Here is a 24,641-nt window from a genome sequence, read left to right as displayed (position 1 = left end):
AGGTGCCCGTGGGCCGTGCAGCGGCCGTCGGCGGGACGTCCTCGACGCTAGGCACGCACCGGGGGGCCGGCATCCGTGCTGACCCGGACCTCTCGCGGGGCGGGACGGGTCAGGTCCCGGGGCCGGTCGGCGGCCGGGCTGTCGACCTGGACCACGGTGCGGTGCCGCTCGGGCACCGGCAGCAGGTGGCGCGGCTCCACGGACCGGCCCGCCGGACGCGGCTCAGCCGAGGACGGCCAGGGCGGCGTCGACCTCGGCGACCCTGCGGTCGCGCTGGGCGGAGACGTAGTGGGCGCGCGCGTGCAGCAGCGTCACGCGCGACTCGGCGGAGCGCCCCTGGGCGCGCAGCACCTCACCGAGCAGGTGCCAGGACCGCGCCCGCAGGGCCGGCGCCCCGAAGTGCTCGGCCCGGGCGACGGCCGCCCGCAGGCTGGCCTCGGCGGCGGAGAGGTCCCCGGCGTCGGCGAGCAGCCCGCCCCTCAGGCCCAGGATGACGATGTGCTGCCAGCCGAGGATGTGCTGCGGGACGTCGGTGGCCGGGTCCTCCAGCGCGGCGAGGACCTGGTCGAGCAGGGCCAGCCCCTCCGCGTGCCTGCCCAGGCGGCCCAGCTCCCGGCCGGCACCGGCCTGCGAGGTCAGCAGCCCCATCACGTCACCGACCCGGGCGAACAGCTCACCGGCCCGCAGGTGGTGCTCCAGGGCCACCGGGTCGCCCTCCCCACCGGGCCGGTCCCCGCCCCGGGCGTCCGCGGCGTACCGGTGGGCCCATGCCTCCTCGCGGACGTCGCCGGCCGCGCGGGCCAGCGCACCGGCCCGCTTCGCCGTCCGGGCCGCCTCGTCGTGGCGCTGCTGCACCGTCAGCGCCCAGGACAGGTAGTTGCGGTGCACCGCCTCCAGCCGGCCGTCGCCCAGCCGCTGCGCAGCGGTGCTCGACCAGCCGAACACCTCGACCCAGCACCGCCACCCGGACCGGCGGTCGGAGAACCAGTGCATGGACTCGGCGACCTCGACCACCGTGCGGTCCGCGCCGGCGGCCGCCGCCTCGCCGAGCGCCGCCGTCCAGTTGTCCACCTCGGTGACCAGCCAGCGCTCCGCCGTGTCGAGGTCGGCGAAGGACAGACCGCCGGGCGGGGGCGGGTCGCCGGGCTCCGGCTCGAACAGCCCGCCGGCGGCCTGCGCGGTGGCCAGCAGCCAGGAGCGCAGCGTCCCGGCGGCCGCCGTCCGCGCCACGACCCCCTCCTCCGCCGTGAGCCGGTCCGCGGCGTAGACGGCCACCAGGTCGTGGAAGGCGACCCGGCCCCCGGCCACCGGCTCCAGCAGGCTCAGCTCGACCAGCTCGTCGAGCCGGTGCTCGGCCTCCCGCACCGGGAGGCCGGCCAGCACCCCGGCCATCGCCGGGCCGGCGCTGGCCCCGGGGACCAGGGACAACCGGCGGAAGACCCGGCGGGCGTCGTCCTCGAGCTGGTCGTAGGACAGCGCCAGCGCCGCCGACACCTGCAGGTCGCCGGCCACCAGCTGGTCCAGCCGGCGCTCGCTGTCGCCCAGGCGGACCGCCAGGTCGGCCGGGGTCCAGGACGGGCGGCTGTGCAGGCGGTTGCCGGCGATGCGCAGCGCGAGCGGGAAGTTGCCGCACAGCCGGGCCACCGACGCGAGTGCCGCCGGCTCGTCGGCGACCGCGCCCGCGCGCGCCAGCAGGGTCACCGCCTCCGCCTCGCGCAGCGGGACCAGCGGCAGCCGGCGGGCGTGGGCCAGCCCGGTGAGCAGCCGCCGCGAGGTGACGAGCACGGTGCTGCTGCCCTCGCCCACCAGCAGGGGCCGCACCTGTGCCTCGGACGCGGCGTCGTCGAGCACCACGAGCACGTCCCGCTGGGCCAGCAGCCGGCGGTAGACCGCCACGCGGTGGTCGAGGGCGGCCGGCAGGTCGCGCACCCCGAGGGCCTGCAGCAGCCGCTCGAGGACGTCGACCGGCTCCAGCGGTGACCGGTCGAGCCCGCGCAGGTCGACGTGCAGGACCCCGCCCGGGTAGCCGTCGGCGACGCGGGCGGCGGCGTGCACGGCCAGCGCGGACTTGCCCAGGCCGCCCGCGCCGGAGACCACCACGAGCGGGGACCGGGTCGAGCGGTCGCGGAGCCGGTCGAGCTCGATCAGCTCCGCCTCCCGGCCGACGAAGTCGGGGACGTCGCGCGGCAGGTCGCACAGCCCGGGTGCGTCCGGCTGCCGGCGCAGCCGCGCGTCGCGGGCCGCGCCCAGCAGCTCCTCGCGCACCGCGCCGGTCAGCCGCAGCCCGTCGGCGAGCGCCACCATCGTGCGCGCCTGCGGCCCGCGGGCCCGGCCGCGCTCCATGTCGCCGATCGCCCGGACGCTCACACCCGAGGCCTCGGCGAGCGCCTCCAGCGACATCCCGGCCGCCCGGCGGTGCCGGCGCACCAGGATGCCGACGTCAGCCCCGGCCAGGGTGTCCTCCGGTCCGTCGTCCTGCCTGCTGTTCTGCCTGGTGGTCCGGTGCCGTCACTGGTGGGCTGGTGCACAGCCGCCGTCCCCGCGTCCCGCTCCTGCCCGGCGGGCCGGGGTGCTCACGACCCGCAGGGAGGACACCCGTGCACAGCGTCCCCGGCCCGCGCCCGCTCGACCGCCGCGGCTCCGGGCCCACGACCCCGGGGCTGCCGACCGCCCGCACCGCGCACGACGACCGGCGCCCGCGCGTCCGCCGGCGTCCCGCACCCGGGCCCACCGTCGTCCACACAGGGAGCAGCATAGTGGGTGACATGTCAACGACGTCGGGCCTGCAGACGGCCCCGGGCCGGCCGCTCGTGGGCCGGCGGGAGGAGCGCACCCGCCTGCGGCAGCTGCTCGACGGCGTCGACGCCGGCGGGGCCGCCGTCCTCGTGACCGGCGAGCCGGGGATCGGCAAGACGACCCTCGTCGAGGAGGCGGCCGACCACGCGGTGGCGGCCGGGTACACGGTGCTGCGGTGCGTGGGGGTCGAGCACGAGCGCACCGTCGGCTTCGGCGGGCTGCACCAGCTGCTGCACCCGCTGACCGGGCACCTGCCCCAGCTCCCCCGCCGCCAGCAGGCCACCCTCGCCACGGTGTTCGGGACCGACGACGCCGAGGGACAGGTGCGGGCGCCGGACCGGCTGCTGGTGCACGCCGCCACCCTGGGGCTGCTGGAGGAGGCGAGCGCCGACCGGCCGCTGCTGCTGCTGGTCGAGGACGTCCAGTGGCTGGACCGCTCCAGCGCCGACCTCCTGGGCGTCCTCACCCGCCGCGCCACCCAGACCCGGGTCGTCCTGCTGGCCACCCTGCGCACCGGTGACACCGCCCCCGCCGACCGCCCGGGCTGGCAGGTCGAGCAGCTGCAGCTGGCACCGCTGAGCGCCGAGGAGTCCGGGCAGCTGCTCGACGAGCTGGGCACCCCGCCCACGGGCCGGCTGCGCGCCCGGGTGCTGGAGGAGGCCTACGGCAACCCGCTGGCGCTGCGCGAGCTCGCCGTCCTGGTGCAGGACCCGGGCGCCCCCGCCGACGCCGACCGGCTCCCCCGGCTGCCGCTGCCGCAGCGGCTGGAGGACGCGTTCATGCAGCAGGTGCTGCGGCTGCCCGACCCCACCCAGCGGTTCCTGCTCGTGGCCGCCGCCGGTGAGGACGCACCCCTCGGCGAGGTCGTCGCCGCGGCCCGCGACCTCGGGCTGCACCCGCTGGACCTGGCGCCGGCCGAGGCCGCCGGCCTGGTGCGGGTGCTGGCGCACGAGCTGCGCTTCCGGCACCCCCTGGTGCGCTCGGCGGTCTACGGCGCCGCGCCGTTCGCGGCCCGGCTGGCCGTGCACGAGGCGCTGGCCGGCAGCACCTCCGCGGGGCGCTCCACCTGGCACCGCGCGGCCGCCACCCCCGACCCGGACGAGCAGGTCGCCCGGGCGCTCACCGACGTGGCCGAGGACGCCGCGCAGCGAGGCGCCCAGGCCGAGGCCTCGGCGGCCTACGAGCGCGCCGCGGCCCTGTCGGTCGACCCGGCCGCCCGGCTGCGCCGGCTGGTCGAGGCCGCGGAGACGGCGCGGCTGGCCGGGCTGGCGTCGGCGGCGTCCCTGTCGGCGACGGTGCGCCCGCTGCTCGCCGACCCCTCGGCCGAACCGGCGCTGGCGGTGCGGGCCGCGGTCACCCGGTGGCGGCTGAGCGCCAGCCACGGGGAGTGGGCCGGCCGGATCGAGGAGCTGGTCCGGCTGGCCGAGGACCTGGCCGGGCCCACCGGCACCGCCCACCCCCACGCCCGGATGCGCGCGTTGTCGGCCGCCGCCATCGGGGTCAACGTGCTGCACCCCGGCGGCACACTGCCCGGGCGGGTGCGGGACGCGCTGGCCGCCGTCCGCCCGCTGGGCGTGCCCGACGCCGAGCTGCAGGTCGCCCTGCTGCTGGTGGACCCGCTGCAGCACGCCGCCCGGTGGCGTGGCCGGCTGGGTCAGATCGGCGGTGCGGTGCCGGCCCCCAACCGGCTGGCGACCGCGGCGGAGGCGATCCAGGACCTGCCCACGGCAGCGGCGCTGTGGTCGACCGCGACCGAGCTGACCCGGCAGGCGCGGGAGGTGAGCGAGGAGTGCCTCACCCTGCACGGCCAGGCGCTCGTGCGGGTGGTGACCGGTGACCTCACCGGCGCGCTGGCCAGCGCCGAGCTCACCCGGCGGATGTCCGGCGACGCCGGCCTGTTCATCGTGCAGGCGGCCGCCCTCGGCGTCCTCGCGCAGGCCTCGACCTGGACGGGTGACCTGGAGCGGGCCGCGGCGGCGCTGCAGCAGGCTCAGACGACGGCCGGCAGCGCGCCGGTGGGCCGCACGGCGGCCGAGCTGCACTGGGCCGCGGGTCTCCTGGCCCTGGCCGAGCACCGGCACCGCGACGCGTGGGTGCGGCTGCGCCAGGTCGAGGAGCACCCCGTGGTCGCCGCCTGGGCGATCGGGGACCTGACCGAGGCCGCCGTCCGCAGTGGCAAGGCCGCCGAGGTGACCGGCGTGGTGGAGCAGCTGGAGCGGGACAACGCGGTGTTCGGCTCACCGCACCTGGCGATGCTGCTCCACCGCAGCCGCGCGCTGCTGTGCGACGGGCCGGACGCCGAGGACGCCTACCGGGCGGCGACCGCGGCCGGCGAGGTCGGCGGCGCCCCGCTGGAGCTGGCCCGCACCCGGCTCGCGCACGGGGTGTGGTTGCGCCGCCAGCGGCAGATCGGGTCGGCGGTGGAGCCGCTCACGGAGGCGCTGAACGCCTTTGACGCCGCCGGTGCCCGGCTGTGGGCCGAGCGGGCCGCCGCGGAGCTGCGGGCGGCCGGCGCGGCACCGGTGGACCGGCACCCGCGCGGCGCCCGCGACGCCGCCGCCCTGCTCACCGCCCAGGAGCTGCAGATCGCGCACCTGGCTGCCGACGGTCACACCAACAAGGAGATCGCCGACCAGGTCTACCTCTCCCACCGCACGGTGGGCAGCCACCTGTACCGGATCTTCCCGAAGCTGGGGCTCACCTCCCGGGCACAGCTGCGCGACGCGCTCGGCCGCTGAACCGCGCCCGCCGCCGCCCCGGTGACGGCCGGGGCGGCAGCGGGCGCGGGCAGCGGGTCAGGCGTCGATCAGGGTCCAGAGCCGGGCGATGCGGCCGTCGACGACGGTCACGACGTCCAGCCCGCCGAGCACCGGCTCGCCGCCGGGCGGGCCCAGCCGCCAGGACTGCATGCCCAGGTCGCCCACGCCGCGGAAGGGACCCGCGTGGACGAAGACGAGGCCGGGTCCCTGCGCGAGCAGCCCGCTCACCGTCGCGGCCAGCTCGTCGCGGCCGCGCACGGTCCGCTCCGGGTCGGTGAACTCGACGTCGGAGGTGAACAGCTCGGCGATCACCGCAGCCCGCCGGTCGGCGTCGGGCTGGTTGAAGACGTCGGCGACCATCCGCTCCAACAGCTCCGCGGGACCGGGCACCAGGGCGTCGGGCATCAGTCGGTGCCGAGCACGCCGCGCAGGAACGCGATGCCCTGGTTGATGGCGGCCTCGGCGGCGTAGGTGTGCCGCAGCGGGTTCAGGCCCACGAAGTCGTGGGTGATCCCGGCGTAGCGGACCGCGGTGACCGGGACGCCGGCGGCGCGCAGCTTGGCCGCGTAGGCCTCGCCCTCGTCGCGCAGGACGTCGGCCTCACCGACGATGACCAGCGCCTGGGGCAGGCCGGCGAGGTCCTCCAGCGTCGCCCGCAGCGGGGAGGCGGTGATCTTCGCGCGCTGGGCGGGGTCGGTCGTGTACTGGTCCCAGAACCACTGCATGCCGGCCCGCTCGAGGAAGTAGCCGGAGGAGAACTGGTGGTAGGAGCCGGTCTCGAAGTCCGCGTTCGTCACCGGGTAGAACAGCAGCTGGCCGGTGAAGGACACCCCGCCGCGCTGCTTGGCCAGGATGGTGGTGACGGCGGCCATGTTGCCGCCGACCGAGTCACCGGCGATCGCGATCCGGCTCGCGTCCAGGCTCTGCTCGGGGGCGTTCATCGCCAGCCAGTCCGCGACCGCGTAGACCTGCTCGATCTGGGTCGGGTACTGCTTCTCCGGCGCCAGGTCGTAGTCGGGAAACACCACGGCGGCCTGCGCGCCGACGGCCAGCTCGCGAACCAGCCGGTCGTGGGTCTGCGGCCCGCCGAACACCCAGCCCAGGCCGTGCACGTAGAGGATCACCGGCAGGACGCCGGTGGCGCCGGCCGGGCGCACGATGCGGACCCGCACGGAGCCGGTCGGGCCGCCCTCGATGGTCAGGTCGGAGACGTCGGCGTCCAGGACCACCGGCGGCGGGTCGGACTGCACGCCGTCCACGATCTTCCGGCCCTCGGCCGGGGAGAGCTGGTAGAGGAACGGCGGGTTGGCGTTGGCATCGGCGAACGCCTGGGCGGTGGGCTCCAGGACGGGCTTCACGGGCTCGGTCATCAGGTGGTACCTCTTCGGCTCGGGGTGGACGAGATCGATGAGGAGCCTCACCGGAGCGGCCACGGCCGCGCATCGGTCACGTGACTGTCCCGCTGCCGCAGCGGTGGTCCCGGTCGGGCTCGCGTCCTCTACAGACGGGTGCGCCGGACGACGCGGACGGCGATCGGCGTCCGGCCCAGTCACATGACCGATGTCGGACCCCGGCTCCTCGGACAGGGTGGACGGGCCCCGCCGCGCGGGGTTCGTCCACCAGGCTCCCGAGCGAGAGGAACCACCGTGTCCCACCACCTCGACACACCGCTGGCCGCCCAGACCGGCCAGCTCTTCCTGGACGACCTGTGCGTCTTCCCGGGGCAGGACAGCACCGTCTTCGTCATGGACGTCAACTCCACGATCAACGGCCTGCACTCCGAGCCGAGCTTCCACCCCGAGGCGCGGTACGAGTTCAAGGTCCACCTCGACGGGGCCGAGTCCGAGGAGCTCACCTACCGGGTCGCCTTCGCCGAGGCGGGCGCCGACGGCCGGCAGACGCTGCAGCTGCACGCGCTCACCGGCAGCGACGCGGTCGGGGACGACGCGACCGGCGAGCTGCTGGTGGAGGGCACGACCGGGACGGCGGCCACGGGCGCCGGCGTGCAGCTGTGGGCCGGTCGCATCCGGGACTGGTTCTACATCGACCTCGGGCTGCTCTCGAAGGTCAACGCCGCCGTCGCCGACGGGACGGCGGTCGACCTGTCCGACTGGCGGCCCGAGCAGGCCACGAACAGCTTCACCGGCACCACCGTGGACACGATCGTGCTGGAGGTCTCCCACGACCACCCGCTGCTGCGCCCCGGCGCCCGGATCGGGGTCTGGGCGGCCACCAAGCTGGCCACCGACGCCGGCGGCTGGCGGCAGGTCAACCGCGCCGGGCACCCGATGACGTGGCCGATCTTCTGGCCGACCGACGTCCAGTTCACCCACCCGGCCAACACTCAGCACGTCTCCCAGGACGTCGACAACGACCGGGCGCACATCGCCGAGCACATCGCCGCCACCGTCGCCGCGAGCGGGGCCGTCGCCGACCCGGCGGGGCACGCCGCTGCCGTGGTCGCCGAGCTCTTCCCCGACGTGCTGTCCTACGTCGTCGGCACGCCGGCCACCTACGGGTTCGCTGTCCGCAACGGCCGCACGCTGGCCGACAACGCCCCCGAGGTCATGCTGTCGCTGGTCACCGGCAGCGCCGTCCCGTCGGGCCTGACGCCGGCGACGAACCGGGACCTGCGGCGCACGGAGTTCCCGTACGTCGTCCCCGCCTGACGCCGCGGGCCCGGCCGGGCGAGGGGGCAGCTCACCGGCCGAGCCCAGCGAGCCCAGCCGAGTGCACAGCGGCCGAGGACCACCTCCTGCTCGCCGGGGTGGAGGCCGAGTCGGCTGCCCTCGACGCACCCGGTCCGACCGGCTGACCGGCGCGGTCACCGCTGTGGCCGCGCACGACCCCACGTCCTGCCCTCGCCGCGCACCCGGGGGTCGCGGCCGCCGACGGGGACGGCACGACCACCCGTGCGGCCCACCGGCCCCGTCCCGCCGAGTCACGTGACTGATGACGACGACGCGACCTCCCCGGCACGCTGTCGCCGACGGCCGCCCGGCGAGGGCCCGGCCCGGACCGGACCGGACCACTGATGGAGACACGAGACCATGCCCCCTCCCCTGCTCGAGGCGCACGACCTGACCGCGACCTTCGCCGGCCCGGACGGCGGCCCACCGGTGTCGGTGCTGCGCGGCGTCTCGATGCGCGTCGAGCCCGGGGAGATGGTGTCGATCGTGGGCCCCAGCGGGTCGGGCAAGTCCACGCTGCTCTACTGCCTCTCCGGGCTGCACGCCGCCACCTCCGGCACCGTGCGGCTGCTGGGCGAGGACCTGTCCACGCTGCGCCGCGGCCAGCTCGCCGCGCTGCGCCGCGGCCGAGTCGGCTTCGTCTTCCAGTCCTACAACCTCATCCCCTCCCTCAGCGCCCGGGAGAACGTGGCACTGCCGGCCCGGCTGGCCCGGCACCGGATCAGCGTCGAGGACGTCGACCGCGCGCTGGCCGAGGTGGGGCTGGCCGACCGCGGCGGGCACAAGCCGTCGGCGCTGTCGGGTGGCCAGCAGCAGCGGGTGGCCATCGCCCGCGTGCTGGCCGCGCGGCCGCAGGTCGTGTTCGCCGACGAGCCGACCGGCGCGCTGGACACCGCGTCGGGCACCCAGGTGCTGGACCTGCTGCGGCAGACGGCGGCCGGCGACCGCTCGGTCGTGCTGGTCACCCACGACGTGGTGTCCGCCGCGCGCGCCGACCGCGTCGTGGTGCTGCGCGACGGCGTGGTCTCCCGCGAGCTGACCCGGCCCACCGCCGACCAGGTCTTCGCCGAGATCTCCGCCGGCCAGGTGGTCTGACGTGCTCCGGCTGCTGGTCAGCGACCTGGTCGCCAACGCCCGGATGTGGCTGGCGGTCCTGTTCGTGTGCCTGGCCGCCGGCGGAGTCGTCTCGGTCAGCGCGGCGCTCGTCGAGACCGCGTACCGAACCCCGGGCACCGCGGGGCTCGCGCTGTACGGGGTGGGCGGCTCGCTGACCGGGTTCGTGGTGATCTCCATCGTCGTGGTGCTGAGCTCGGTGGCCCGGTTGACCGTCACCCTGCAGCGCCGCTCGCACGCGCTGTGGCAACTGGTCGGCGTCCGCCCGGGCGCCATCCGGCTCATCGTGCTGGCGCAGCTGCTGGTCGTCGGTGCGCTGGGGGCCCTGCTCGGCTGCCTCGTCGCGGCCCCGTTCCTGCAGCCCTTCGCCGACTACGTCCTCGCCGACGCCCAGGGGCTGGGGGACGTCCAGCTCAGGATCGGCCCCGTGGGCGTGGCCGGCACCGTCGCCCTGGTCGCGCTGCTGGTGCTCGCCGGCGGCTCCGGCGCCGCCCGCCAGGCCAGCCGGGTGACCGGGCTGGAGCTGCTGAGCGAGGCCGCCGTCCCCCGGTTGACCATGACCCGCACGCGCTGGGTGGTCGGCGGCGTCCTGGTCGCCGCCGTCGTCTCCCTCGTCCTGGGCCTGCCCGGACGCGATCTCGACCAGCTGAGCAACCCCCTGATGCTCATCGCGCCACTGCTGGCCGGCGCACTCGTGGCGGCGGCCCCGCTGCTCACCCCGGCCCTTGCCCGGACCTGGACCCGGGTCGTGCCGGCGGACGCGTCGTCCTCCTGGTACCTGGCGCGCAACGTCGCCCTGGCCGACCTCGACCGCAGCACCGCGGCGATCAACCCCCTGGTGGTGATGATCGCGTTGACCGGCGGCCTGTGGTCGACCCACGGGACCATCGCCGCAGCGCAGGTGGGTCGGTCCGGTACGCCCCCGGCAGACCTGCCGGTCTCCTCGCTGGTGTTGTTGCTGGGCGGCCCGCTCCTGCTGGCCGCCGTGGGCGCCGCGACCACCGTGGCCGTCTCCGGCCGGGCCCGCGCCCGGGACGCCGCCCTGCTGGAGTCCGCCGGCGCCACCCCGGGGCTGGTCGTGGCCACCGCGGCCTGGGAGGCGGTCGTGCAGGTGGGCACCGCGACCCTGCTGGCCCTGGTCGCGGTCGCCACCACCGCGATCGCCGGCGCGTGGGCGGTCGGGTCCTGGTCGCTGGACCCTGGCGCGCTCGGCCTGCCCGCCCTGGGGGTCACTGCAGGGGCGACGCTGCTGCTGGTGCTCACCGCCACGGTCGTACCGGCGGTGCTGCGGCTGCGCCAGGACCCCGTGGCGGTGCTGTCGGCGCAGTGAGCGTGGGCGGCTCCCCCGACGCCGGCCCGGCGCGGGTGGCGGCGCGGTGGAGTTGGATGGGTGCGTGTCGCAGACCCCGCCGTCCACGCTGGTGTTCGACGTCCTCGGGACGCTGCTGGACGAGGACGCCGGCCGGCTCGCCGCCGTGCAGGCCCTCGGAGCGGGGACCGTCGGCGACGCCCCGGCGTTCGTGGCCCGCTGGGAGGAGGTCGCCTCCGCCGCCATGACCGCGGTGCGGGAGGGGCGGCGTCCCTACGCGGTCGCCGAGGTGCTCGGCGCCGAGGCGGTGGCCGCCGTGGCGGCCGAGCAGGGGCTGGAGCTGACCGACGACCAGGTCACCTGGCTGGCCACCGCCGGCCGTCGGCTGGCCCCGTTCCCCGAGGTGGTCGCGGCGCTGGAGCGGCTGGCCCCCGCGCACGCGCTCGTGGCGCTCACCAACGCCGGCAGCGCGCAGGCGTTCGCCATGTCCCGCGCCGCCGGGCTGCGCTGGACGACGCTGGTCTCCGGCGAGGCGGTGCAGACGTTCAAGCCGGACCCGCGGGTGTACGCACACGTCGTCCGGACCCTGGACCTGGTCCCGGCGGACTGCCTCTTCATCGCCGCCCACCCCTGGGACCTCGACGCCGCCGCGGAGCACGGCTTCCGCACCGCGTACCTGGACCGCCCCGGCAGCCCGCAGGCCGATCTGGCCGACCTGGCCCGGCGGTTCGACCACGTCGCCGCCGACCTGGCGGCCCTGGCAGAGCAGCTGCTCCCGGTCGGCTGACCGGGACCCGTGGGCGGCCGGCGCCGGACGACGTCCCCACCCGCTCCCCGGGTCCGGCGCCTCTTCCGCGAGGCGCTCTGACCGGGGCCGCGTCCCGGAGCGGCGAGGCCGGCGGTCGGTCCGGTCGAGGCGGGCGGTCCGCCGACCCCCGGCAGTGCGCTCCAGGCGGTGCGGTCGACCGCTGTGCGTTCGCGGCCTGGCGCCAGGTCGCGCAGTATGGCCAGGCGGTCAGGTCGAGGACCTGGCGCGCGACCACCTGACGTCTTTGGAGGCAGCTCGTGACCCCGACCATCAGCCGCGACGACAAGTTCAGCTTCGGCCTGTGGACGGTCGGCTGGCAGGCCCGTGACCTCTTCGGCGAGGCCACCCGGCCCGCGCTGGCCGGCGCGGAGGCCGTGCACAAGCTGGCCGAGCTCGGCGCCTACGGCATCACGTTCCACGACGACGACCTGATCCCGCCGGGCTCCAGCGCCAGCGAGCGCACCCGGATCATCGACGAGTTCAAGGCCGCGCTGGCCGAGACCGGCCTGGTGGTGCCGATGGTGACCACCAACCTGTTCGGCGACCCGGTGTTCAAGGACGGCGGGTTCACCAGCAACGACCGCGGCGTCCGCCGGTACGCGCTGCGCAAGGTCATGCACAACATGGACCTCGCCGCCGAGCTCGGTGCGCAGATCTACGTCTTCTGGGGCGGCCGCGAGGGCTCCGAGGTCGACTTCGCCAAGGACGTGCGGGCCGGGCTGGACCGCTACCGCGAGGGCATCGACTTCCTGGCCCAGTACTCGATCGACAAGGGCTACAACATGAAGTTCGCCCTGGAGCCCAAGCCCAACGAGCCCCGCGGCGACATCCTGCTGCCCACCATCGGGCACGCGCTGGCGTTCATCTCCCAGCTCGAGCACCACGAGATGGTCGGCATCAACCCCGAGACCGGCCACGAGCAGATGGCCAGCCTCAACTACACGCACGGCATCGCCCAGGCGCTGTGGCAGGAGAAGCTCTTCCACATCGACCTCAACGGGCAGAAGGGCCCGCGCTACGACCAGGACCTGGTCTTCGGCTACGGCGACCTGCTGCAGGCGTTCTCGACCGTCGACCTGCTGGAGAACGGCGCCCCCGGTGGTGGCCCGACCTACGACGGCGACCGGCACTTCGACTACAAGCCGCTGCGCACCGAGGACATGGACGGCGTCTGGGAGTCGGCGAAGGCCAACATGGAGCTGTACGTGACGCTGCGCGAGCGCTCCAAGGAGTTCCGGGCCGACCCGCGCGTGCAGGAGGCCCTGGAGTACTCCGGCGTCGAGGCGCTGCACACCCCGACCCTGAACGAGGGCGAGGACCACGCCGCGCTGCTGGCCGACCGCGGCTCGTTCGAGGACTACCCGATCGACGACGCCCGCACCAAGGGCTACGGCTACGCCCGCATCCAGCGCTACGCCATCGAGCACCTGCTCGGCGTCCGCTGACCTCCCGCACGCCCCGGCAGCCGCACGCGGCTCCGGGGCGTGTACGGGCAGGACACCAGCAGGGGCCGTCCCCGGTCGACCGGGGACGGCCCCTGCTGTCGTTCCCAGCCCAGCACTGCGGACGCCCCGGGCGCGTCATGGACGTCGGGAGTGGCCTGTCCGGCAGCGGTGCGGGCCGCCGTCCCGGGTGTTCAGCCCCTGGGGTGGCGGACGCCGGTGGCCGGGGTCTGCAGGGCGTGTCCCTGCACGCAGCCGAGCACGACCAGCCCGCGCAGCAGCCGGGCCAGCCGGCCGCTGCGGCGCCCCGCCAGCTGCCCCGTGACCGGGCAGAGGGCGAACTCTGCGCGGATCGGTCCGACCACGTCCTCGAACGTCGCAGTCACCTCGGACACGTGCACCTCCCGTGGGCGGTGCAGGTCGCCGGTGACCTGCACCACATCGGCAGTGTGCACCGTGCCGCTGCGGGCTGCTCCCCCGGGACCAGGACCCTGCCGTCACGGCCAGCACAGGTCGCCTCGGACGGTCGGGGCGACCTGCGACGAGTGTCGTGGAGGAGGGCCTGCCAGCCGCTCACGAGGTAGGCGGCGAACTGCTCCAGCCGGATCCCACGCGACCGAGCCCGCCCCGGCGCCGACGCACTCTGGTCGATGGGATGAACGCCTGACGGCGTCACGACCGCTTCGACGTGCTGTTGCCGTAGGAACTGCGCGTCGGAGCGTCTGCAACTCGCCGTTGGTCACTCCTCGCCCCTGTCTCCGCTCGGTCGGAACCGGGCCCGTAGCGCGACGAAGCGGACCAGCCCGACCAACCCGGTGATCGCCACGACGAGCACCACCTGCACGGTCGTCGACGGCTCGGCCACGTGCTGCGCACCGGCCAGTGCCACAGAGGTGGCGAGCAGTCCGGCGAGTGCGAGCCCCCCGCCGTCCAGCTGGGCCGTGTACCAGCGGACGGACCCGCGGGCATGGAAGGTGCGCCGCCGGTGCAGCGCGTTCGCGAGCGCCGTCGACGCGAGGAAGCCCACGCCGTTGGCCAACTGGGTGCCCGCCCCGGCCAGGACAGCGAAGGAGAGGACGTACAGGAGGTTGGAGGCGCCCCCGACCCGCCCAGTCCCGGAACCAGCCGGGACGGCGCGACCGGGTCCGCCCGGACGGCCTGCTCGGCGTCCAGTCGCATCTCCTCACCGCTCTGGGACCGCCATGGCACCTCCCGGATGAACAGGATCGCGATCAGCGCGATCACGGCCAGCACCGCGGAGGTGAGCAGAGATCCGAGCCGTTCCGTCGCCGCACGCGAGCTCGCGCCGCGCGGGACGTGACCTCGGTGCACCGACGACGTCAGCAGTCAGGCGATGTGGACCGCCTCCATCGCCCGGTCCAGGTACGTGCCGATCGGTGCGGCCTGGTCGGAGGCCAGGTAGGCGATGCGGGCTGCCTGCATGCAGGCGAAGGCTGCGCCGACGATGGCCGCGGGGCGCGGGTCGGTTGGGTCGGGGTCGGCACCGTGGAGGCGGGCGGCGACGCGACCGCCGAGCAGCTGCTGGATGCGCTGCAGCTTCTCGAGGTAGCGCGCGTTGAGCTGTGGGGTGCTCTGCACGATCGCGCTCATGGCGTCGTTGCGCGCCCGCAGCCGGGGGTCGTCGACGTACTCGGTGGCGATGTCGAAGACGCGGCGGAGCGACTGCCACACCGGCTCGTCGGCGGGCCGGGCGTCGAGGGCATCGACCATGCGGTCCCCGAGCAGGTCGTACTTGCCGATCACCAGGTCGTCCTTGGACGCGAAGTACCGGAAGAACGTCCGTCGGGACATCCCGGCCGCGGCGGCGATCTGGTCCACGGTCGTGTCGTCATAGCCCTGCGCGACGAAGAGGTCCTGGGCCACCGTCGTCAGCTCGGTCTGGACCAGCCGACGGGTGCGCTCCCGGATCGGGGTCGGATCCTCCTCGTTGACCACGTCCGAATCCTACCCTGATGCCGTGTTTGGCACCAAGTGTCACATTGGGCATACAGTGACGCGGTCCGAGTGGCGCACTCCCAAGTGCATCCCGGACGTCCACCCGACCCGGTTCCGGAGGCACGCCATGAGCACCACCAGCCCTGCAGCAGTGGACGAGGGAGCGGCGCAGTGGGCGCGGGCGGTGTGGACGGCGGCGGAGCCGATGACCCTGTCGGCCTACTTCACCCCCGAGGCCGCGGCCGTGGTCACCGCCGCCGGCCTGGACGGGCGCAGCGCGCTGGTCGTGCTGCGCGCAGCTCCGCTGGGTGACGCTGCCCCGGCCGTGGCAGCCGCGGCGTTCCGGGGGTTCCCCTACCCGCTCATCACCGGGGTCCTGCAGCGGAGTCGGCCGGTGCTGCCGGCCGAGGACGCGGTGCGGGGCATGCACGACGCCGTCGTCCTCGCCGCCGCCCGGCAGCAGCCGGACCTGGTCGAGGACCCCCGCGTGCTCGCCGTGGCCGAGGACCTGGAGGCCGCGGTCGCCGACCTGGACACCACCGGACGGCCACTGGCCGCCGGCGGGCAGGCGATCACCGCGCCGGGCAGCACGGTGGCGCCGGTGCACCCGTGGGCGCGACTGTGGCGGGCGGCCAACACACTGCGGGAGCACCGCGGGGACGGTCACATCGCCGCGCTGACCGCCGCTGACCTCCCCCGCGTGCAGGCCGAGGTGCTCACCGCCGCCTGGGCCGGGACGAACCTGGACGTGGCGGGGCTGCGCTCGACCCGCAGCCTCGACGACGACACCTGGGCGCAGGCCTCGAACGCCCTCGTGCGCCGCGGTCTGCTCACCTCTGACGGCACCACCCTCACCCCCCGGGGTCGACAGCTGCGTGAGGGCATCGAGCGGGCGACCGACGCCGCCAGCGCCGCCCCGTGGGCGGCACTGGGCCGGGAGCGGACGCAGGCGGCCTGGGACCTGCTCGCCGAGGCCTCGGGCCGGCTGATCACCTCCGGCCAGATGGTCGGCACCACCCCGGTCGGGTCGCCCTGGCCGGCCATCCCACTCGCACCGGCCGCCTGACCACCACCGGCCACCGGGCGCGGCTCACCTGACACCCCTCCGCAGGACGCACCCCCACAGCCGCACCCCCGCGGCACGAGAAGGAGACCCTCCATGAGCAAGACCTGGTTCATCACCGGCACCTCCCGCGGCTTCGGCAAGGCCTGGACCACCGCGGCCCTCGAGCGCGGCGACCGCGTCGCAGCCACCGCCCGCAACACCGCCAGCCTCGACGAGCTGGTGCAGCAGTACGGCGACGCGATCCTGCCCATCGCCCTCGACGTCACCGACCGCAGCGCCGGTCAGGCCGCCGTCCAGCAGGCCTTCGACCACTTCGGCCGTCTCGACGTCGTGGTCAACAACGCCGGCTACGGCCACTTCGGGTTCGTCGAGGAGATCACCGAGGCCGAGGCCCGCGAGCAGCTGGAGACCAACGTCTTCGGCGCCCTGTGGATCACCCAGGCCGCCATCCCCCTGATGCGCGAGCAGGGCAGCGGCCACATCGTGCAGGTCTCCAGCATGGGCGGGGTCGTCGCCTTCCCCAGCCTGGGCATCTACCACGCCTCCAAGTGGGCCCTGGAAGGCCTCACCGAGGCCCTGGCCCAGGAGGTCGCCATGTTCGGCATCCGCACCACCCTCATCGAGCCCGGCGGGTTCGCCACCGACTGGGGCACCGACTCCGCCGTCCGGTCCGAGGGCAACCCGGTCTACAAGCCCATCCGTGACGCCATGGCCGCCCGTGCAGGTGGCCCTGCGCCCACCGCCCAGGACAGCGTCGCCGCCGTCCTGGCCGCCGTCGACGCCGACGAGCCGCCCACCCGGCTGCTGCTGACCTCGGTGGCCTACGACATGGTCCAGCACGTCTACGAGCAGCGCGTGCAGACCTGGAAGGCATGGGAGCAGACCAGCCGCTCCGCCGACGCCTCCTGACCCACCCCGCATCCACGACCGCACTGCGTCGACGGCTCAGCTCGTCGACGCAGTGCGGTTTGCATTCGCACCGACGTCTCCCAGGACGCCGTGACCACCCTGGGCGCCGTCCTCGGTGACCCAGGGTGTGCGAGATGGTGGTCGAACGACCCGGGACAGCAGCAGGGGCCGCCCCCGGTCTCCCGGGAACGGCCCCTCACCTGCAACTTCCTCGGTCGGGCTGACAGGATTTGAACCTGCGACCCCTTGACCCCCAGTCAAGTGCGCTACCAAGCTGCGCTACAGCCCGAGCTCCGAACCCCCCGGCGGGAACCGCCGGTGCGCTCGATCGCTGCGGGGAGAGATTACCGCACGCCTCTCCCCGCTCGAACTCCGGCCCTAGTTGCGCCGGCCGGTCTCCCGACCCTCGCGGACCTTGACCGAGACGTCGATCGGCGTGCCGTGGAAGCCGAACTGCTCGCGCAGCTTGCGCTCCAGGAACCGCCGGTACCCGGCCTCCAGGAACCCGGTGGAGAACACCACGAACCGCGGCGGCCGGATGTCGGCCTGGGTCACGTACTTGATCTTGGGCGCCCGGCCGCCGCGGGCCGGCGGGGGCGTCTCCTGCACCAGCGTGCGGATGAAGGTGTTCAGCTCCGCGGTGGGCACCCGGGTCTCCCAGCCGGCCAGCGCAGACTTCAGGTGCCCGGCCAGCTTGTTCACGCCACGGCCGGTGGTCGCGGAGATGTTGATCCGGCTCGCCCACTGGATGCGGGCCAGGTCGCGGTCGATCTCCTTCTCCAGCTGGGCGTGCCGGTCCTCGTCGACGTTGTCCCACTTGTTGAAGGCGATGACCAGCGCCCGGCCGGCCTCGATCACCTGGGTGATCACCCGCTGGTCCTGCTCGCTGATCACCTCGTCGGCGGCCAGCAGCACCACGGCGACCTCGGCGGCCTCGATGGCGGCCTCGGTGCGCAGGCTGGCGTAGTACTCGGTGCCGCTGGCGGTGTTGACCCGCCGGCGCAGGCCCGCGGTGTCGACGAAGCGCCAGTCCTCGCCGTTGAGCCGCACGATGGAGTCGACCGGGTCGACGGTGGTGCCGGCGACGGAGTCGACGACCGAGCGCTCCTCCTTCGACAGCCGGTTGATCAGGCTGGACTTGCCCACGTTGGGCCGCCCGACCAGCGCGACGCGGCGCGGGCCGCCCAGGTCCTCGGTCTCCCGGGGCGCCTCGGGCATCGCGTCGAGCACCAGGTCCAGCAGGTCACCGCTGCCGCGCCCGTGCAGGGCGCTGACCGAGAACGGCTCGCCCAGGCCCAGCGACCACAGCTCGGCGGCGCCCGCCTCACCGCGCTCGTCGTCGACCTTGTTGGCGACCACGATGACCGGGGTGGTGCTGCGGCGCAGCACCCGCGCGGCCGCCAGGTCGGTCTCCGTGACGCCCACCGAGGCGTCGACGACCAGCACGATCACGTCGGCGGTCTTCATCGCGTACTCGGCCTGCCGGGCGATGGAGGCGGCCATGCCGGTCGCCTTGGGCTCCCAGCCGCCGGTGTCGACGACGGTGAAGTTCTTGCCGTTCCACAGCGCCTGATACGGGATGCGGTCGCGGGTCACGCCCGGGACGTCCTGCACCACGGCGGCGCGGCGGCCCAGGAAGCGGTTGACCAGGGTGGACTTGCCCACGTTGGGCCGCCCCACGATGGCCACCACGGGCAGCGGCCCGGTGGGCTCGTCGCCGCCGCCGAAGGGCGCGTCGTTGTCGGTGCTCATGCCAGTTCTCCCACTGCAGTGCGCGCCAGGTCGAGCACACGCTCGACGACGGCGTCGCGGTCCAGCCCGGTGCTGTCGACGACCACGGCGTCGGCAGCTGGGCGCAGCGGGCTGTCGGCCCGGCTGCTGTCGTACTCGTCCCGGCGGCGCAGGTCCGCGGCGATCTCGGCGATCCGGGCTGCGTCGGTCACGCCGAGCTGTCCGGCCCGCCGCTGCGCTCGCGCCTCGGGGGCGGCGGTCAGGTAGATCTTGCACGTGGCCTCGGGCAGCACCACGGTGCCGATGTCGCGCCCTTCCACGACCACCGCGTCGGCGGCCGCGACCAGCGAGCGCTGCCGGTCGACCAGCAGCCGGCGCACGGCCGGGACGGCGGAGACCGGTGACACGGTGCGGGTGACCTCCGCACCCCGGATCCGCGCCGCGACGTCCACGCCGTCGACGGTGACCGTCTCGGCGTCGGCCGTCGTCCCGACCTGGATGTCGGCGGCGCTCACCGCCCGGGCGATGCCCTCGGGGTCGTCGAGGTCGACGCCGGCGTCGAGCACCGCGACGGTGGCCGCCCGGTACATGGCGCCGGTGTCCAGGTACGCCGCGCCGAGGCGGGTGGCCACGTCGCGGGCCACGCTGGACTTGCCGGTGCCCGACGGCCCGTCGAGGGTCACCTGCCCGCGGAACTGCTCGCTCACTGCACTCTCTCCACTCACTGCTCGCTCACTCACTGCGCCGTCGCTCACTGCGCGATGTCCCGGCGCAGGGCGACGGCCCCGCGCAGGTAGACGTGCTGCACGTCGGCGCGGGCCATCGGCGTCTCCACGTGCGCCATCAGCCGCAGCACCCGGGGCAGGGCGTGCGGGACGGCGATCTCGGTGGCGCACATCAGCGGCACGTCGCCCAGGCCCAGCTCGCGGGCGGCCAGCGCCGGGAACTCCGACACCAGGTCTGGGGTGGCCGTGAACAGGATGCTGATCAGGTCCGCCGGGTCGATCTCGTTGCGCTCCAGCACGGCGCTGACCAGCTCGCGGGTGGCGCCCAGCACCTCGTCGCGGTCGTCGGCGCCCACCTGCGTCGCACCCCGGATGGCTCGGACGGCCACAGCACTCTCCTCGATCGACGCAGCACCCGGATCGCCGGGCACCTCGGTCGAGTCTAGGGAGCCCGCGCCACCCACCGCGCCAGACGGCAGGTGCCCGGGTCCCGACCTCTCGCGGAGGTCGTGACCCGGGCACCGGGACGGGCAGCTGTCAGCCGAGCGGGGTGATCCCCCACGCGGCCGTCGTCGACTCCCCCGGCTCGAGCCGCAGCACGGCCTCACCGGTGGCGAACGCGTTGGGCGGGCAGGTCATCGGCTCGACCGCCAGCCCCTGACGGCGCCGTGGCTCGGGCACCACGTCGCCGGTGAACAGCTGCAGGTAGCCGTAGGCGCGGTCCATCCACACCGCCGCGCCCCGGCCGTCGGGCCCGGTCAGCCGCACCCAGGCCAGCCCGTCGTCGTCCCGCTCGAGGTCGGTGAAGGCGTGGTCGATGAGCAGGTCACCGATCTTGTCCCCGGCCCGCAGGTCGTAGCGCGTCCCGGCGACGTCGACCGCGCCGGTCGGGATGGCCCGCTCGTCGGTCTCCAGCCGGGTGGCGCCGGGAGCGATCAGCACGCAGTCGTCGACGTGCAGCCCGGCACCGGCCGCCAGGTAGGGGTGGTGCCCCTCCCCGTAGGGCAGCGCCTGGTCGCCCTCGTTGGTCGCGGTGGTCTGCACCCGCAACCCGGCCTCGGTGAGCTCGTAGGCGATCCGCAGCCGCAGGGTGAACGGGTATCCGGGCTGGGGGTGCAGCAGGTGCTCCAGCTCGACCCGCTCACTGGTGCGCTCCACGACCTGCCAGGCCACGAAGCGCACCAGCCCGTGGATGGCGTTGTGCGTCTCGGACTCCGAGATCGGCGTCTCGTTCTCCTCGCCGTCCCAGACGTAGCGGCCGTCGCGCAGCCGGTTCGGCCAGGGCGCCAGGACATGGCCCCGCGCGTTGGGGGCCATGTCCTGCTCGCCGAAGCCGTCGACCAGGTCCCGCCCACCGGCGCGGTAGCTGCGCAGGCCGCCGCCGACCTCCGTGACGACGACCTCGGCACCGGCCGACCGCAGCGTGAACTGCTCGCCGGTGGGCAGGACGCTCACCCGAGGCGCTCGCCGCTGGCCTGGTCGAACAGGTGGACGTGACCCGACCGGGGCACGACCGAGAGCCGGTCGCCCTTCAGCGGAGGACGACGCCCGTCGACGCGGGCGATGATCTGCTGCTCGCCGTTGCCGACCAGGGTGCGGCCGTAGATGTAGGCGTCGGCACCCAGCTCCTCGACGACGTCGACCTCGATCGGCAGGCCGTTGTCGGCGATGTCCAGGTCCTCGGGACGGACGCCGACCACGACCTCCTTGCCACCGGCCTGGCCCAGCACGTCGCGGCCCACCGGGTAGACGGTGTTGCCGAAGGAGACGCCGCCGTCGGTCTGGTCGAGGTTGAACAGGTTCATCGCCGGGGAGCCGATGAAGCCGGCCACGAAGACGTTCTTCGGGTGGTCGTAGAGCTCGCGGGGCTTGCCGACCTGCATCAGCAGACCGTCCTTGAGCACCGCGACCCGGTCGCCCATGGTCATGGCCTCGACCTGGTCGTGGGTGACGTAGACCGTGGTGACCTGGAGCCGGCGCTGCAGCTGGGCGATCTGGGTGCGGGTCTGCACGCGCAGCTTGGCGTCGAGGTTCGACAGCGGCTCGTCCATGAGGAAGACCTGCGGGGAGCGCACGATCGCCCGGCCCATGGCCACGCGCTGGCGCTGGCCACCGGAGAGCGCCTTGGGCTTGCGGTCCAGGTAGGGCTCGAGGTCCAGCAGCTTGGCCGCGTCGCGGACCCGGGTGCTGATCTCGCTCTTGTTGACGCCGGCCATGCGCAGCCCGAAGCCCATGTTGTCGGCGACGGTCATGTGCGGGTACAGCGCGTAGTTCTGGAACACCATCGCGATGTCGCGGTCCTTGGCGGCGACGTCGGTGACGTCACGCCCACCGATGAGGATCGCGCCCTCGTCGATGTCCTCCAGGCCGGCGAGCATCCGCAGGGACGTGGACTTGCCGCAGCCCGAGGGGCCGACCAGGACGAGGAACTCGCCGTCCTCGATGGTCAGGTTGAGCGCGTCCACCGCAGGCCGGTCGGAACCGGGGTAGCGACGGGTCGCGGAGTCGTAGGTGACAGACGCCATTGTGAAGTCCTCCTACCGGCAGGAACGTGCCGGACGATCCGAGTGGGTGGGACGGGGTGGTGCAGTGGAGATCATGCACGCTCGCGAGCGTCTGAGGTAGTGCAGGTCACACCCGTGCAGCGGTCATGTCCCGCACCTCGGCGTACCGCTCGCGCACGAACGGGACGGCGTCGGCCTCGAACACCTCGGTGCTCGTGGCCGGCCACACCGGCGACGTGCTGCCGCCGGCCAGGACCCAGGCGGCCTGGCGCGCGGCGCCGTCGGCGACGTACTCCCCCGGCGGCGGCACGAGCACCGGCACCCCGAGGACGGCCGGCGCCAGCCGGCGCACGGCCTCCGAGCGGGCGCCGCCACCGACGAGGAACACCCGGCGGACCGGGTTGCCCAGCGCGGCGATGGCCTCGAGCCCGTCGGCCAGGCCGCAGAGCAGCCCCTCGACCGCGGCCCGGGCCAGGTGCGCCGGGTCTGAGGTCGCCAGGGTCAGGCCGTGGACCGCACCGGTGGACGTCGGGCGGTCCGGGGTGCGCTCGCCCTCGAGGTAGGGCACGACCACGAGGCCGCCGGAGCCGGCCGGCGCGGTGAGCGCCAGCCGGGACAGCTCGTCGTGGTCGACCCCGAGCAGCCGCGCGGTGGCGTCGAGGACGCGTGCGGCGTTGAGCGTGACCACCAGCGGCAGGTAGTTGCCGGTGGCGTCGGCGAAGCCGGCGACGGTGCCGGAGGGGTCCGCGCTCGGCGTGGTGGAGATCGTGGAGACCACACCGGAGGTGCCGATGGACAGCACCACGTCGCCGGGCTCGGCGTTGATGCCCAGCGCGGCGGCGGCGTTGTCGCCGGTGCCCGGGCCGAGCAGCGCGCCACCGGCAGCGCCGAGGGCGCCGCCGGCGACGGTGCCGGCCTGCTCGGCCGGCCCGAGCACGCGGGGCAGCACCGGGGTGCGGCCGAACGCGCGCTCGAGCAGGTCGGGGCGGTACTCGTTGGTGTGCGTGGACCAGTAGCCGGTGCCGCTGGCGTCACCGCGGTCGGTGACCAGGGTGTCCAGACCGGTGGCACCGGCCAGCTTCCAGGTGAGCCAGTCGTGCGGCAGGCAGACCGCCGCGGTGCGCTCGGCGTTGGCCGGCTCGTGCTCGGCCAGCCAGCGCAGCTTGGTCACCGTGAACGACGCGACCGGCACCAGGCCGACCGCCTCGGCCCAGGCGCGGCGGCCGGCCTCTCCCTCGCCGAGCTCGGCGATGAGGTCGGTCGCGGCCTGCGCCGAGCGGGTGTCGTTCCACAGCAGCGCGTCCCGGACCACCTCGCCCTCGGCGTCCAGGGCGACCATGCCGTGCTGCTGGCCGCCGACGGCGACCGCGGCGACGTCGGCCAGGCCGCCCGCCGCCTCGATCGCCGTCTCCAGGGCCACGGCCCAGGCGGCGGGGTCGACCTCGGTGCCGTCGGGGTGCGACGCCCGGCCCTCCCGGACCAGGGCACCGGTCTCGGCGTCCCGGACAACGACCTTGCACGACTGGGTCGACGAATCGACCCCTGCGACCAGCGTCACGACAGTCCTCTCCTGGCTACGGCTCAGTACTGCGGGATCAGCGGGCGCCGAGCAGGTGCTCGATCATCAGCTGGTCGAGCCGGACGACGCCGGCGCCCCGCTGGGCAACAGTGTCGGCGTCGAAGTCCTCGAACGCAGAACGGTCGTCCAGCAGCTCCTGGTAGCCGCCCTCACCGAGGGTGGGGGTGCTCAGCTCGCCGACGCGGGCCGCGGCCATGGCCTCCTGGACCTCCGGGTCGGCGCGGAACGCAGCGGCCCGCTCCTTGAGCAGGAGGTAGGTGGTGATGTTGGCCTGGGCCGAACGCCACACGCCGTCCATGTCCTCGGTGCGCAGCGGCTTGTAGTCGAAGTGCCGGGGGCCGGTGTAGGACGGGCCGCCGTTCAGGCCGCCGTTCTCCAGCAGGTCGACGGTGCTGAAGGCCTGCAGCAGGTCGCCGTGGCCGAAGACCAGGTCCTGGTCGAACTTCGGGCCGTGCTGGCCGTTGAGGTCGATGTGGAAGAGCTTGCCCAGCCAGATCGCCTCGGCGATGCCGTGGGTGAAGTTCAGGTTCGCCATCTGCTCGTGGCCGGTCTCGGGGTTGATCCCGACCAGGTCCTTGTGCTGCAGCTTGCTGATGAAGGCGATGGCGTGCCCGATGGTCGGCAGGAAGATGTCGCCGCGGGGCTCGTTCGGCTTGGGCTCCAGGGCGAACTTGAGCCCGTAGCCGCGGTCCTCGGAGTACTGGGCCAGGGTGTCGATGGCCTCGGCGTAGCGGTCGAGGGCGGCCTGCAGGTCCTTGGCCATGTCGACCTCGGCGCCCTCGCGGCCACCCCACAGGACGTAGGTCTCGGCACCGAGCTCGGCGGCGAGGTCCATGTTGCGCATGACCTTGCGCATCGCGTAGCGGCGGACCTCGCGGTCGTTGGCGGTGAGCCCGCCCTCCTTGAACACCGGGTGGGTGAACAGGTTGGTGGTCACCATGGGGACCTTGAGACCGGTCTCGTCCAGGGCGCCCTTGAAGCGGGCGATGACCTTGTCGCGCGCAGCGGCCTCGCTGCCGAAGGGGATGACGTCGTCGTCGTGGAAGGTGACGCCGTAGGCGCCCATCCCGGCGAGCTTGTGCACGGACTCGACGACGTCGACGTCGGCGCGGGTGGCGTCACCGAAGGGGTCGCGGGCCGTCCAGCCGATGGTCCAGAGACCGAAGGTGAACTTGTCCGCGGGGGTGGCCTGGGGGGTGCTCATCGATGAGTTCCTCTCGGGGTCGGGGTGGCGGGCAGGAGCGCGTCGCCCAC

21 protein-coding genes and 1 tRNA gene are annotated in these 24,641 nt (G+C 74.6%); 8 read left to right on the top strand and 14 right to left on the bottom strand.

Features of this window, described 5'->3' with window-relative positions; genetic code table 11:
- Nucleotides 1–222 precede the first annotated feature (222 nt).
- A complete protein-coding gene (locus tag KUM42_RS00310; protein WP_237494329.1) occupies nt 223–2,427 on the bottom strand; it encodes a helix-turn-helix domain-containing protein in 2,205 nt (734 codons plus the stop codon).
- A 338-nt stretch (nt 2,428–2,765) separates the two neighbouring features.
- Here KUM42_RS00310 and KUM42_RS20215 point away from each other — a divergent pair, with 338 nt between their 5' ends.
- Complete coding sequence (locus KUM42_RS20215) at nt 2,766–5,534, top strand: LuxR family transcriptional regulator (RefSeq protein ID WP_304610727.1); 2,769 nt, start codon at nt 2,766–2,768, stop codon at nt 5,532–5,534.
- Between the two features lie 57 nt (nt 5,535–5,591).
- Here the strand turns inward: KUM42_RS20215 and KUM42_RS00295 are convergent, their stop codons facing one another.
- Both KUM42_RS00295 and KUM42_RS00290 read right to left on the bottom strand, forming a co-directional pair.
- Nucleotides 5,592–5,960 carry a nuclear transport factor 2 family protein gene (locus tag KUM42_RS00295; protein WP_237494328.1) on the bottom strand — a complete coding sequence of 123 codons (369 nt, stop codon included), beginning with the start codon at nt 5,958–5,960 and terminating at the stop codon, nt 5,592–5,594.
- Entirely contained in the window at nt 5,960–6,925 is a 966-nt protein-coding gene (locus tag KUM42_RS00290) for an alpha/beta hydrolase (protein WP_237494327.1), read from the bottom strand. The genes KUM42_RS00295 and KUM42_RS00290 overlap by 1 nt, the downstream gene beginning before the upstream one ends.
- Nucleotides 6,926–7,201: 276 nt before the next feature.
- On the opposite strand from KUM42_RS00290, the gene KUM42_RS00285 reads away from it, so the two are divergent.
- The 5 genes from KUM42_RS00285 to xylA (KUM42_RS00265) all read left to right on the top strand — a co-directional run bounded on the left by KUM42_RS00285 (nt 7,202) and on the right by xylA (KUM42_RS00265) (nt 12,920).
- Nucleotides 7,202–8,224 carry a DUF4331 family protein gene (locus KUM42_RS00285; protein ID WP_237494326.1) on the top strand — a complete coding sequence of 341 codons (1,023 nt, stop codon included), beginning with the start codon at nt 7,202–7,204 and terminating at the stop codon, nt 8,222–8,224.
- Nucleotides 8,225–8,605: 381 nt separating this feature from the next.
- Entirely contained in the window at nt 8,606–9,340 is a 735-nt protein-coding gene (locus KUM42_RS00280; RefSeq protein ID WP_237494325.1) for an ABC transporter ATP-binding protein, read from the top strand.
- A 1-nt stretch (nt 9,341) separates the two neighbouring features.
- A complete protein-coding gene (locus tag KUM42_RS00275; RefSeq protein WP_237494324.1) occupies nt 9,342–10,688 on the top strand; it encodes an FtsX-like permease family protein in 1,347 nt (448 codons plus the stop codon).
- Between the two features lie 64 nt (nt 10,689–10,752).
- A complete protein-coding gene (locus KUM42_RS00270; RefSeq protein ID WP_237494323.1) occupies nt 10,753–11,454 on the top strand; it encodes a haloacid dehalogenase type II in 702 nt (233 codons plus the stop codon).
- 278 nt (nt 11,455–11,732) lie between these two features.
- On the top strand, nt 11,733–12,920 hold the full coding sequence (gene xylA / locus KUM42_RS00265) for a xylose isomerase (RefSeq protein ID WP_237494322.1): 1,188 nt from the start codon (nt 11,733–11,735) through the stop codon (nt 12,918–12,920).
- Nucleotides 12,921–13,111: 191 nt separating this feature from the next.
- Here the strand turns inward: xylA (KUM42_RS00265) and KUM42_RS00260 are convergent, their stop codons facing one another.
- From KUM42_RS00260 to KUM42_RS00250, 3 genes are all read right to left on the bottom strand, one after another.
- The gene (locus KUM42_RS00260) at nt 13,112–13,312 is read right to left on the bottom strand and encodes a hypothetical protein (RefSeq protein WP_237494321.1); all 201 of its coding nucleotides are present in this window, start codon (nt 13,310–13,312) and stop codon (nt 13,112–13,114) included.
- Nucleotides 13,313–13,656: 344 nt separating this feature from the next.
- Nucleotides 13,657–13,944, bottom strand: a complete 288-nt coding sequence (locus KUM42_RS00255; RefSeq protein WP_237494320.1) for a hypothetical protein — start codon at nt 13,942–13,944, stop codon at nt 13,657–13,659.
- 320 nt (nt 13,945–14,264) lie between these two features.
- Nucleotides 14,265–14,873: a TetR family transcriptional regulator gene (locus KUM42_RS00250; protein ID WP_237494319.1), complete on the bottom strand. Its 609-nt coding sequence runs from the start codon at nt 14,871–14,873 to the stop codon at nt 14,265–14,267.
- Nucleotides 14,874–15,000: 127 nt separating this feature from the next.
- On the opposite strand from KUM42_RS00250, the gene KUM42_RS00245 reads away from it, so the two are divergent.
- Complete coding sequence (locus KUM42_RS00245) at nt 15,001–15,939, top strand: hypothetical protein (RefSeq protein ID WP_237494318.1); 939 nt, start codon at nt 15,001–15,003, stop codon at nt 15,937–15,939.
- 93 nt (nt 15,940–16,032) lie between these two features.
- On the top strand, nt 16,033–16,848 hold the full coding sequence (locus KUM42_RS00240) for an SDR family NAD(P)-dependent oxidoreductase (RefSeq protein ID WP_237494317.1): 816 nt from the start codon (nt 16,033–16,035) through the stop codon (nt 16,846–16,848).
- Between the two features lie 215 nt (nt 16,849–17,063).
- Here KUM42_RS00240 and KUM42_RS00235 read toward each other — a convergent pair.
- The 8 genes from KUM42_RS00235 to xylA (KUM42_RS00200) form a co-directional block, all read right to left on the bottom strand.
- Nucleotides 17,064–17,137 (bottom strand) — tRNA-Pro (locus KUM42_RS00235).
- Nucleotides 17,138–17,226: 89 nt separating this feature from the next.
- On the bottom strand, nt 17,227–18,600 hold the full coding sequence (gene der, locus KUM42_RS00230; protein WP_237494316.1) for a ribosome biogenesis GTPase Der: 1,374 nt from the start codon (nt 18,598–18,600) through the stop codon (nt 17,227–17,229).
- The gene (cmk, locus tag KUM42_RS00225; RefSeq protein ID WP_237494315.1) at nt 18,597–19,286 is read right to left on the bottom strand and encodes a (d)CMP kinase; all 690 of its coding nucleotides are present in this window, start codon (nt 19,284–19,286) and stop codon (nt 18,597–18,599) included. Before cmk ends, der begins: the two co-directional genes overlap by 4 nt.
- 44 nt (nt 19,287–19,330) lie before the next feature.
- A complete protein-coding gene (gene aroH / locus KUM42_RS00220) occupies nt 19,331–19,693 on the bottom strand; it encodes a chorismate mutase (RefSeq protein WP_237494314.1) in 363 nt (120 codons plus the stop codon).
- A gap of 148 nt (nt 19,694–19,841) precedes the next feature.
- The gene (locus KUM42_RS00215) at nt 19,842–20,759 is read right to left on the bottom strand and encodes an aldose 1-epimerase family protein (RefSeq protein ID WP_237494313.1); all 918 of its coding nucleotides are present in this window, start codon (nt 20,757–20,759) and stop codon (nt 19,842–19,844) included.
- Nucleotides 20,756–21,829 (bottom strand): ABC transporter ATP-binding protein, encoded by a 1,074-nt coding sequence (locus KUM42_RS00210; protein ID WP_237494312.1) that lies wholly within the window; start codon nt 21,827–21,829, stop codon nt 20,756–20,758. The genes KUM42_RS00215 and KUM42_RS00210 overlap by 4 nt, the downstream gene beginning before the upstream one ends.
- A 106-nt stretch (nt 21,830–21,935) precedes the next feature.
- The gene (gene xylB / locus KUM42_RS00205; protein WP_237494311.1) at nt 21,936–23,366 is read right to left on the bottom strand and encodes a xylulokinase; all 1,431 of its coding nucleotides are present in this window, start codon (nt 23,364–23,366) and stop codon (nt 21,936–21,938) included.
- A gap of 37 nt (nt 23,367–23,403) precedes the next feature.
- Complete coding sequence (xylA, locus tag KUM42_RS00200; protein ID WP_237494310.1) at nt 23,404–24,591, bottom strand: xylose isomerase; 1,188 nt, start codon at nt 24,589–24,591, stop codon at nt 23,404–23,406.
- Nucleotides 24,592–24,641: the final 50 nt, after the last annotated feature.

Origin of the sequence: Modestobacter sp. L9-4, assembly GCF_019112525.1 — a bacterium.
GTDB lineage: Bacteria > Actinomycetota > Actinomycetes > Mycobacteriales > Geodermatophilaceae > Modestobacter.
Note: the sequence above shows the minus strand (reverse complement) of the source record. Positions and strands in the feature narration are given on the sequence as shown.

Coding starts and splice junctions, on each gene's coding strand:
- KUM42_RS20215 (WP_304610727.1), top strand. CDS start 2,766: ATGTCAACGACGTCGGGCCTGCAGACGGCCCCGGGCCGGCCGCTCGTG.
- KUM42_RS00295 (WP_237494328.1), bottom strand. CDS start 5,960: ATGCCCGACGCCCTGGTGCCCGGTCCCGCGGAGCTGTTGGAGCGGATG.
- KUM42_RS00290 (WP_237494327.1), bottom strand. CDS start 6,925: ATGACCGAGCCCGTGAAGCCCGTCCTGGAGCCCACCGCCCAGGCGTTC.
- KUM42_RS00280 (WP_237494325.1), top strand. CDS start 8,606: ATGCCCCCTCCCCTGCTCGAGGCGCACGACCTGACCGCGACCTTCGCC.
- KUM42_RS00245 (WP_237494318.1), top strand. CDS start 15,001: ATGAGCACCACCAGCCCTGCAGCAGTGGACGAGGGAGCGGCGCAGTGG.
- KUM42_RS00240 (WP_237494317.1), top strand. CDS start 16,033: ATGAGCAAGACCTGGTTCATCACCGGCACCTCCCGCGGCTTCGGCAAG.
- der (WP_237494316.1), bottom strand. CDS start 18,600: ATGAGCACCGACAACGACGCGCCCTTCGGCGGCGGCGACGAGCCCACC.
- KUM42_RS00210 (WP_237494312.1), bottom strand. CDS start 21,829: ATGGCGTCTGTCACCTACGACTCCGCGACCCGTCGCTACCCCGGTTCC.
- xylA (WP_237494310.1), bottom strand. CDS start 24,591: ATGAGCACCCCCCAGGCCACCCCCGCGGACAAGTTCACCTTCGGTCTC.